This window comes from Klebsiella sp. ME-303 (genome assembly GCF_007910085.1).
GTDB classification, from domain to species: Bacteria; Pseudomonadota; Gammaproteobacteria; order Enterobacterales; family Enterobacteriaceae; genus Klebsiella; species Klebsiella michiganensis.
Genome location: NZ_VOJB01000078.1, coordinates 136304 through 146083 on the forward strand (window position 1 = coordinate 136304; position 9780 = coordinate 146083).

General features: G+C 53.8%; 8 protein-coding genes. All 8 read right to left on the bottom strand.

Annotated features, from left to right (window positions below; genetic code table 11):
- Window positions 1–33: 33 nt before the first annotated feature.
- Window positions 34–435 carry a YbgC/FadM family acyl-CoA thioesterase gene (locus tag FQK12_RS15090; RefSeq protein ID WP_004848264.1) on the bottom strand — a complete coding sequence of 134 codons (402 nt, stop codon included), beginning with the start codon at window positions 433–435 and terminating at the stop codon, window positions 34–36.
- A gap of 110 nt (window positions 436–545) precedes the next feature.
- Window positions 546–911: a helix-hairpin-helix domain-containing protein gene (locus tag FQK12_RS15095; protein WP_014837591.1), complete on the bottom strand. Its 366-nt coding sequence runs from the start codon at window positions 909–911 to the stop codon at window positions 546–548.
- 148 nt (window positions 912–1059) lie between these two features.
- Window positions 1060–2934 (bottom strand): peptidylprolyl isomerase, encoded by a 1875-nt coding sequence (gene ppiD, locus FQK12_RS15105; protein ID WP_014228181.1) that lies wholly within the window; start codon window positions 2932–2934, stop codon window positions 1060–1062.
- Between the two features lie 213 nt (window positions 2935–3147).
- Window positions 3148–3420 carry a nucleoid-associated protein HU-beta gene (gene hupB / locus FQK12_RS15110; protein WP_002444653.1) on the bottom strand — a complete coding sequence of 91 codons (273 nt, stop codon included), beginning with the start codon at window positions 3418–3420 and terminating at the stop codon, window positions 3148–3150.
- 208 nt (window positions 3421–3628) lie between these two features.
- Window positions 3629–5983: an endopeptidase La gene (lon, locus tag FQK12_RS15115; RefSeq protein ID WP_004099539.1), complete on the bottom strand. Its 2355-nt coding sequence runs from the start codon at window positions 5981–5983 to the stop codon at window positions 3629–3631.
- 183 nt (window positions 5984–6166) lie between these two features.
- The gene (gene clpX / locus FQK12_RS15120; RefSeq protein ID WP_004099538.1) at window positions 6167–7441 is read right to left on the bottom strand and encodes an ATP-dependent protease ATP-binding subunit ClpX; all 1275 of its coding nucleotides are present in this window, start codon (window positions 7439–7441) and stop codon (window positions 6167–6169) included.
- 132 nt (window positions 7442–7573) lie between these two features.
- On the bottom strand, window positions 7574–8197 hold the full coding sequence (gene clpP, locus FQK12_RS15125; protein ID WP_003021624.1) for an ATP-dependent Clp endopeptidase proteolytic subunit ClpP: 624 nt from the start codon (window positions 8195–8197) through the stop codon (window positions 7574–7576).
- A 315-nt stretch (window positions 8198–8512) separates the two neighbouring features.
- The coding region (tig, locus tag FQK12_RS15130; protein WP_146295735.1) for a trigger factor at window positions 8513–9780 on the bottom strand (1268 nt) is incomplete at its 5' end.

The following is a 9780-nucleotide window of genomic DNA, read 5'->3' on the forward strand; positions in this document are numbered from 1 at the left end:
CCGCCTCCGGGACATCCCCCTCCGGCTGGCCTGTTAGCGAGGCTCAAGCTGCTCCAGCTTCTCCCGCAGTTCGCCCTCAAGCGGCAGCGCTTTCTGCGTTTTTAGATCGATACAGACAAAAGTGATAAGCGCATCGGCGACCACTTCGCCGTTAGGGTTGAGGGTGACTACCTGGCTTAACGTCCCGCTTTTTCCGTTCAGCTGTTCGAGCTTGCTGGTGACGGTTAACACATCGCCTAGTACCGCCGGTCGGCGGTAGTTGATATTGATATTGACCACCACAAAGGCGATGTTGCGAGCGGTCATCCAGTGGAAGGCCGGGCTGCTTTCCAGGCCATCCCAACGCGCTTCTTCGAGAAACTCCAGATAACGCGCATTGTTAACGTGCTGATAGACATCCAGATGATAGCCGCGAACTTTGATTTGTGTCTGCATAGCGCAAATGCCTTATCTTTAATTGTTGTTTTGAGGTCAGAGGTCACACCACTGGCATGACCTCTTCAGTCTGGCAAATAATGACGACTGTGCAAACTTTCGCTGAAAATTTACAGCTTCAGATGTGACAGATTTCTCTCTACCAGCGAGTTGCCCATTCCGGGTACCTGCTTAAGATCGTCAACGGTTTTAAATGGCCCGTACTCTTCGCGATAGCTCACTATAGCCTGCGCTTTCTTCAGGCCGACGCCATTCAGCGCCTTAGCCAGCTCTTCCGCGCTGGCGTTATTGATACTCACCCTGGTGCCTTCACTATCCGCCGCATTTAACGCATCCGGCGCTTTTGACTGCGGCGACTGCACGCTTTCCTTTACCGGCGCCGACGCTTTGCCGGCAGAAGGCGCCGCCTGCGCTATCTGACTCCCCGCCGCGCAAACCAGTACGGCGGCAATAAGCGTTTTCATTCCTCGTTTCATGCTGTTATCTCCTTGTTTGTAGACAGCAAGGTCACGATAGCGACGAAGGGAAAAGAGTACAAAAGGCAAAATGCAGAAATGGAAAAGGCCGCGAAAGCGGCCTTTGAGAATGACATCACGTTACTTGCTTTTGCGAAGCAGCACGTAATTATTGTTGCTGATCGATAATGTCGCCGAGCTTAATTTTCGCCGCTTTACGCAGGTTGCTCATCAGCGCTTCGAAAGCGATCTGGGCGTTATTCTGGGTGATCCCCTGAATCATCGCTTTTTTCTGCTCTTCCGGCATCGTACCCGCTTTCACTTCGTCCAGCGCCAGCAGCACCACGTTGCCCTGCAGATCGGAGCCCACGCCGTAGCTTGGCTTACCCGCCTGCGGCAGCGGAAGTGCAAAGACGGACTGGCTCAGCGCTTCCTGACCGGTGCGTGACAGCGTCTGCGGCGCACCAAAGCTCAGGCCTGCGGCTTTCATCGCTTCATCGCCTTTGCCCTCTTTCAGGGCCGTCAGCAGCTTGTCGGCATCCAGCTTCGCCTGCTGTTCCGCTTTCGTGTGCTTCACAATATCGCTCACCTGCGCTTTTACATCCGCCAGCGGTTTCACCGCTTCCGGTTTATGCTCGCTGATGCGCAGAACAAACGCACGATCGCCGTCGACGGTGATGATATCGGAGTTGCTGCCCGGCGTGCCGTTCTCGCCCACCAGGCCGCCGTTGAAGATAGCTTCAGAGACCGGCTTGAAATTCAGCTCTTGCGGCAGGCTGTCGCGGCCAAACCAGCCGGTTTCAACCACTTTAAGACCGGCAACCTGGGCTGCGCCCGCCAGCGACTCGTTATCGTTGCTCGCCGCGTCGCTCACTTTCTGCTGCAGGGCATAGTACGCATCCAGGGCTTTTTCCTGCTTCACTTTCGCCGCAATATCGTCGCGAACCTCAGCCAGCGGTTTAACCTGTGCTGCCTGAACATCGTCCAGACGGGCAACCAGGAACCCAACGGAGGATTTAATTACGCCAGAAAGCTGGCCTTTTTCTTTCAGACCGGCCTCTTTCAGCTCTGGCACGGTCGCCGCATCTTCCAGCCACCCCATATCACCGCCGCTGCGGGCAGAGATAATATCGGTTGATTTTTCTTTGGCCAGCGTGGCGAAGTCAGCGCCTTTCTTCAGCTCATCAAGCACCGCCTGCGCATCCGCTTCGGTTTTGGTCTGGATGATGCTGTAGCGGTTACGCTGCGGCTGAGTGAACTGATCCTGATGCTGGTCGTACCATGACTGAATTTCTTCGTCAGAGACGTTTTCCTGCATGCTGGCAGCGTCCAGCTTGATGTAGCTGACGCGGAACTGCTCAGGCGCCATAAAACGCGCCTGGTTCTGCTGGTAGAACGCGTTGATTTCATCGTCGGTTGCGGTTTGCTTCGCCGCCAGCGCGTTTACGTCAATAGTCGCTTCACGAACGACGCGCTGTTGAGAAACCAGCGCCGCCAGCTGGTCGGATTCGCCCGGCAGCATAAAGTCGGTACCGGCTACGGCGTTGATCAGCTGCTGAGTCGTCAGCTGATTACGAAGCGCCTGCGCGTACTGATCCGTCGTCATCCCCATCTGATTAACAATACGGCTGAAGCGCTCGTTATCAAATTTGCCATCCGCCTGGAAAGCCTGGGTCTGGAAGATAGCCTGCTTCACCTGGTCGTCGCTGATGTTGAGACCCAGCTCACGGGCATACTGATCGAGCAGCGCCTCGTCAATCAGACGGTTCAGCACCTGCTGACGCATGGTCTTCATGTAATTTTCATTGGCCGCCAGTTCTGAGAACTGGTCGCCAAGCTGCTGCTGCATGCGATTACGCTCGCTGGCAACGGCATTTTCAAACTGTGCGCGACCAATCTCCTGGTCATTAACTTTTGCGGCATAGTTGTTACCACCGCCAATCAGGTAACCACTCACCCCGGTCAAAATGAACGAGACGATAATGATACCGAAAATAATCTTGAGCACGACGCTGTTGGCGGCCGTGCGTAGGTTGTCCATCATGGTGTAACAACGCTCCGCTGTAGATGACTTTAGCTCGCGCAGCATAGCATGTGATGGCCGCCGCGCGTGAGGACGTATTTTGACAAGAAAACGGGGTGATTGTCAGCCCACAAGTGCGTATAAAGTCACATTAAGTCTCATTCTGGCAAATAAAAAAGGCACATCTTACGATGCGCCCTTGTACTTCGTCACAGACCCCAGTGGGGAAGTCGATCAGTTTACCGCGTCTTTCAGCGCTTTACCTGCACGGAAACCCGGTACTTTAGCAGCAGCAATGGTAATTTCTTTGCCTGTTTGCGGATTGCGGCCGGTACGGGCAGCGCGCTCTTTAACAGCAAAAGTACCAAACCCTACCAGCGCAACGTCATCCCCAGCCTGCAGAGATTCAGTAACAGAAGCGATTAAAGCATCTAACGCACGTCCAGCTGCGGCTTTAGAAATGTCCGCACCGGCAGCAATTTTGTCAATCAGTTGAGATTTATTCACTGTTCTCTTCCTCTCTTTATAATTTATATCGCACCAGAATCCTTCGTGGCGCGACCGCGCAGCAGTTATATCAGGACTGTCATGCCCTTACAACAGAGTTGTAATTGACCCCCCTGCCAGCGATCTAAGTTAGCTACACAAAAAAAGGCTGGCAAGTACGAATTTACTTACCAGCCCTATTTTTCTTAGCGCAATTTGCGCGAAATCACTATTTTGCCGTGACGACTTCCATACCAAACGGCTCGTTCTGCAGTGCAAGTGCCAGAACTTCCTCGATTCGTTTCACCGGATGGATATCTAAATCGGCGATAACGTTATCTGGAATTTCTTCAAGGTCACGTTTGTTTTCATCAGGAATCAGAACAGTCTTAATGCCGCCGCGGTGCGCGGCCAGCAGTTTTTCCTTCAGACCACCGATTGGCAACACCTGACCACGGAGGGTAATTTCCCCGGTCATCGCCACATCGGCGCGCACCGGATTGCCCGTCAGACAGGAAACCAGTGCGGTACACATCGCGATACCTGCGCTTGGGCCATCTTTCGGCGTAGCGCCTTCCGGTACGTGCACGTGAATATCGCGTTTTTCGTAAAAGTCTGAGTTGATACCCAGCTTATCCGCACGCGAACGCACCACGGTCAGCGCAGCCTGGATGGACTCCTGCATCACCTCACCCAGTGAACCGGTATAGGTCAGCTTACCTTTACCCGGAACGCAGGCGGTTTCAATGGTCAGCAGATCGCCGCCCACTTCCGTCCACGCCAGACCCGTCACCTGACCCACGCGGTTTTCGCTATCCGCCCGGCCATAGTCATAGCGCTGCACGCCAAGGAAGTCATGCAGGTTGTCGCCGTTAATCTCGATGTGCTTCAGCGATTTATCCAGCAGCAGCTGTTTTACCGCCTTACGGCACAGTTTCGAGATTTCGCGCTCCAGACCACGCACACCCGCTTCACGCGTGTAGTAGCGGATAATGCCGATAATCGCGCTGTCATCCACCGTCAGCTCGCCTTTTTTGAGCGCGTTACGCTCAATCTGTTTTGACAGCAGGTGGCGTTTGGCGATGTTCAGCTTCTCATCCTCGGTGTAGCCGGAGAGACGGATCACTTCCATACGATCCAGCAGCGGCGCCGGAATGTTCATGGAGTTGGAGGTCGCGACAAACATCACGTCGCTGAGATCGTAATCCACTTCCAGATAGTGATCGTTAAAGGCCACGTTCTGTTCCGGATCCAACACCTCCAGCAGCGCCGAGGCCGGATCGCCGCGCATGTCCGAAGACATCTTGTCGATCTCATCCAGTAAGAACAGCGGGTTTTTAACGCCCACTTTGGCCATTTTCTGGATCAGTTTGCCCGGCATTGAGCCAATATAGGTACGACGGTGACCGCGGATTTCCGCTTCATCACGCACGCCGCCCAGCGCCATACGCACGTACTTACGTCCGGTGGCTTTGGCGATGGATTGGCCGAGAGAGGTTTTACCGACCCCCGGAGGCCCAACCAGGCACAGGATCGGCCCTTTGAGCTTGTTAACACGGCTCTGCACCGCGAGGTACTCAAGAATACGATCCTTCACGCGCTCAAGGCCGTAGTGATCGGTGTCGAGGATCTCCTGAGCCTGACGCAGGTCTTTTTTGACCTTGCTGCGGGCGTTCCACGGTACCTGCACCATCCAGTCGATGTAGCCGCGAACGACGGTCGCTTCCGCCGACATCGGGGACATCATTTTCAGCTTCTGCAGTTCCGCTTCGGTTTTCTCTTTTGCCTCTTTCGGCATTTTCGCCGCGTCGATCTTACGCTTCAGCGCTTCGTTCTCGTCCGGGGCGTCGTCCATCTCGCCGAGCTCTTTTTGAATGGCTTTCATTTGCTCATTCAGATAGTACTCGCGCTGAGATTTCTCCATCTGTTTTTTCACGCGGTTGCGAATGCGCTTCTCAACCTGCAGCAGATCGATTTCCGACTCCATCATCGCCATCAGATATTCCAGACGTTCGTTAACGTCGGACATCTCCAGCACGGACTGTTTGTCCGCCAGCTTCAGCGGCATATGCGCAGCGATGGTATCCGCCAGGCGCGCCGGATCGTCAATGCTATTCAGCGACGTCAGCACTTCCGGTGGGATTTTCTTGTTCAGCTTGATGTAGCCTTCAAACTGGCTGATGGCCGTACGAACCAGCACTTCCTGCTCGCGTTCGTCAATCGCCGGCGATTCAAGATATTCAGCCTTCGCCGAAAAATGCTCGCCGTTATCAGACAGCGCAGAGATGCGCGCGCGCTGTAAACCTTCGACCAGCACTTTGACAGTACCGTCCGGTAGCTTCAGCATTTGCAAAATAGACGCCACGGTCCCGACGGTGAAAAGATCGTTTACACCCGGCTCATCCGTCGAGGCTTCTTTCTGCGCAACCAGCATGATTTTTTTATCATGATCCATGGCTGCTTCGAGGCAACGGATAGATTTTTCCCGCCCTACAAACAGGGGTATGACCATGTGCGGATAAACCACCACATCGCGCAACGGCAATACGGGGATTTCAATGCGTTCAGAACGCTCAGGATTCATAGAGCTCTCTCTTAGTTTAAAGTCCGCCAGGTAGCCGACGACGCAACTCAACGACGCGTCGCCGTTAATATGTAAACCAGTATATGGGGATGTATTCCATACATTCAACGGCGGGAATGCAGGAAAAATAAAAGGGGAGATAAAATCCCCCCTTTTTGTTAACTGCTTGAGCAAAATGGTTAATTATTCACCAGATGCCTGCTGCGCTTCCGGTTTGCCGTAAATCAGCAGCGGCTTGCTCTGGCCATCGATAACCGAAGCGTCGATGACCACTTTTTCCACGTCTTCCATTGACGGAAGATCGTACATGGTATCGAGCAGCGCGGCTTCAACGATAGAACGCAGACCGCGAGCCCCGGTTTTACGCGCCATCGCTTTCTTAGCGATAGCGTCCAGCGCTTCGTCGCGGAATTCCAGCTCAGCGCCTTCCAGGCTGAACAGCGCCTGATACTGCTTGGTCAGGGCGTTTTTCGGCTCTTTGAGGATCTGAATCAGCGCTTCTTCGCTCAGCTCGCTCAGGGTCGCCACAACCGGCAGACGCCCGATGAACTCAGGAATCAGGCCAAACTTGATCAGATCTTCCGGCTCAACCTGAGACAGCAGCTCGCCTTCGCTGGCTTTGTCAGACTTCGCCTTGACCGTCGCGCCGAAACCAATACCTGAACCGGTTTCAACACGGTGGGAAATGACCTTATCCAGACCGGCAAAGGCGCCGCCGCAGATGAACAGGATCTTAGAGGTATCAACCTGCAGGAACTCCTGCTGCGGATGCTTACGCCCGCCCTGCGGCGGAACCGCGGCAACGGTACCTTCAATAAGCTTCAGCAGCGCCTGCTGCACGCCTTCGCCGGAAACATCGCGAGTGATCGACGGGTTATCCGATTTACGGGAAATTTTATCGATTTCATCAATGTAGACGATACCGCGCTGGGCTTTCTGTACGTCGTAGTCGCACTTCTGCAGCAGCTTCTGGATGATGTTCTCAACGTCTTCACCCACGTAGCCGGCTTCGGTCAGGGTGGTGGCATCCGCCATGGTGAAAGGCACATCCAGCAGGCGCGCGAGCGTTTCCGCCAGCAGCGTTTTACCGGAACCGGTCGGCCCGATCAGCAGAATGTTACTTTTGCCCAGCTCAACGCCGTTGCTGGTATCGCCATTGCGCAGACGTTTGTAGTGATTGTATACCGCCACCGCCAGCACTTTTTTCGCCGGCTCCTGGCCGATAACGTAATCGTCCAGATGATGGCGAATTTCGTGCGGCGTCGGCAGCGCGCTGCGCTCGCGATGCGGCGCGACTTCTTTAATTTCTTCGCGAATGATGTCGTTACATAAATCAACGCATTCGTCGCAGATATACACGGATGGCCCGGCGATTAGCTTACGCACTTCATGCTGGCTTTTGCCGCAAAAAGAGCAGTACAACAGTTTGCCCGAACCATCTTTGCGTTTATCTGTCATGAGTCCAAACCTCTTATTAAGTTCTTTGTGCCGCACACGACGACGCAAATGCCATTCTCAGGCGCAAACCGCTGTGAAGCGTTGTGCCGCCCTCTTTCAAACAAGTATAGCGGCACCCTTGCGCCTGGGGCATCAATTACGATGAGTCAAAATAGAGTCAACGAGGCCGTATTCCACTGCTTCTGAGGCAGACAGGAAGCGATCGCGCTCGGTATCGCGCTCGATCTGCTCAAGGGATTGACCCGTATGATGTGCCATCAGTTCATTCATGCGACCTTTCACTTTCAGGATTTCGCGGGCGTGGATTTCGATATCCGTCGCCTGGCCCTGGTAGCCGCCCAGCGGCTGGTGAATCATCACGCGGGAGTTCGGCAGGCAGAAACGCTTGCCTTTCGCCCCGGCGGTCAGCAGGAACGCGCCCATTGAGGCCGCCTGGCCCATACAAATGGTGCTCACGTCAGGCTTGATGAACTGCATGGTGTCATAGATAGACATCCCGGCGGTAATCACCCCGCCCGGAGAGTTAATGTACAGATAGATATCTTTTTCCGGGTTTTCCGCTTCCAGAAACAGCATCTGCGCCACGATCAGGTTAGCCATGTGGTCTTCTACCTGGCCGGTCAGAAAAATGACGCGCTCCTTGAGCAGACGGGAGTAAATATCAAATGAACGTTCGCCGCGTGAGGTCTGTTCAATGACCATCGGCACCAGGGCCATATGGGGTGCAAAGTTGTCTCGTTCGCCACTGTATGACATTTCCGTCTCCTGGATTAATTTGAAAAAAACCGCTGCACTGATTGTAACCTTACGGACGGATTATCAGCCAGAATTTCTGCCGTCGGGCAGAAGTGCATAGATGCACGCTTCATTACGGCGCATGATTATGCCAATGCAGTTACGTCTCCCGGTTATGGGGATGACGTTGCCATAATTCAAGCATAACAATCTTTTGTCGTAACGCTATCACTGAAATCGCCTTTTCGCACTCATCCTAAGGCTATCATTGCAATAAAAAAACCCGCAGCCTTTCGGCAACGGGTTTTTGCTCAAACCTTAAACCTTGGGGCGAAATTACGCCTGCTGGTTCATCAGTTCGCTGAAGGAAGTGGCTTTTTCAGACACTTTAGCTTTCGCCAGCACGGCTTCAACGGCCTGCTCTTCCAGCGCGACGTTGCGCATGTTGTCCATCAGCTCTTTGTTTTTGCTGTAGAACTCAACCACTTCTTTCGGATCTTCGTAAGCGGAAGCCATCTCTTCGATCAGGCCTTTAACGCGATCTTCGTCAGCTTTCAGCTCGTTGGTACGAATCACTTCGCCCAGCAGCAGGCCAACAACAACGCGGCGTTTAGCCTGCTCTTCGAACAGCTCACGCGGCAGCTCCAGAGCCTGTTTCTCGTTACCGCCGAAACGCTGAGCAGCCTGACGGCGCAGAACGTCGATTTCGCTGTCGATCAGCGCAGCCGGAACGTCGATATCGTTAGCTTTAACCAGACCTTCGATAGCCTGAGATTTAACGCGGTTACGCACGGCGCCTTTCAGCTCGCGCTCCATGTTTTTACGCACTTCAGCGCGCAGACCGGCTACGGAACCATCTTCAACGCCGAAACGTTTGATGAACTCTTCAGTCAGCTCTGGCAGTTCACGTTCTTCAACTTTCTTCAGGTTGATAACGAACTTAGCTGCTTTACCTTTCAGGTTTTCAGCGTGGTACTCTTCCGGGAAGGTCACGTCGATGGTGAACTCTTCGCCAGCCTTGTGACCTTTGATACCGTCTTCAAAGCCCGGGATCATACGACCCTGGCCCATCGCCAGTACGAAGTCAGAGGCTTTGCCGCCTTCGAACTCTTCGCCGTCAACGGAACCGGTGAAATCAACGGTCACGCGATCTTCTGCATCAACAGCGCCGTCTTTGTCTTTCCAGTTCGCCTGCTGCTTACGCAGAGTATCCAGCATGGTGTCAACGTCAGCATCGGTCACTTCAACAACCGGTTTTTCAACTTCGATCGCTTCCAGACCCTGCAGTTCAACTTCCGGATAAACTTCGAACTCTACCGCGTAGGTGAAGTCTTCACCCAGCTTGTATTCGCCCGGAACGTAGTTCGGCGCGCCGGCCGGATTAATTTTTTCTTTGATGATCGCGTCAACGAAGTTACGGCTCATCAGGTCACCCAGCACGTCCTGGCGAACAGATGCGCCATAACGCTGAGCAACAACATTCATCGGCACTTTGCCTTTACGGAAGCCGTCAATGCGAACTTTTTTCGCTACGTTGACCAGCTCGCTTTTGACAGCATTCTCGATGCTGTCAGCGGCGATAGTAATCGTTACACGGCGCCCAA

What these genes read in the sequence shown, in the direction of transcription:
- FQK12_RS15095 (WP_014837591.1), bottom strand. Translation starts at nt 911, where the DNA reads ATGAAACGAGGAATGAAAACGCTTATTGCCGCCGTACTGGTTTGCGCG.
- ppiD (WP_014228181.1), bottom strand. Translation starts at nt 2,934, where the DNA reads ATGATGGACAACCTACGCACGGCCGCCAACAGCGTCGTGCTCAAGATT.
- clpP (WP_003021624.1), bottom strand. Translation starts at nt 8,197, where the DNA reads ATGTCATACAGTGGCGAACGAGACAACTTTGCACCCCATATGGCCCTG.
- lon (WP_004099539.1), bottom strand. Translation starts at nt 5,983, where the DNA reads ATGAATCCTGAGCGTTCTGAACGCATTGAAATCCCCGTATTGCCGTTG.
- FQK12_RS15090 (WP_004848264.1), bottom strand. Translation starts at nt 435, where the DNA reads ATGCAGACACAAATCAAAGTTCGCGGCTATCATCTGGATGTCTATCAG.
- clpX (WP_004099538.1), bottom strand. Translation starts at nt 7,441, where the DNA reads ATGACAGATAAACGCAAAGATGGTTCGGGCAAACTGTTGTACTGCTCT.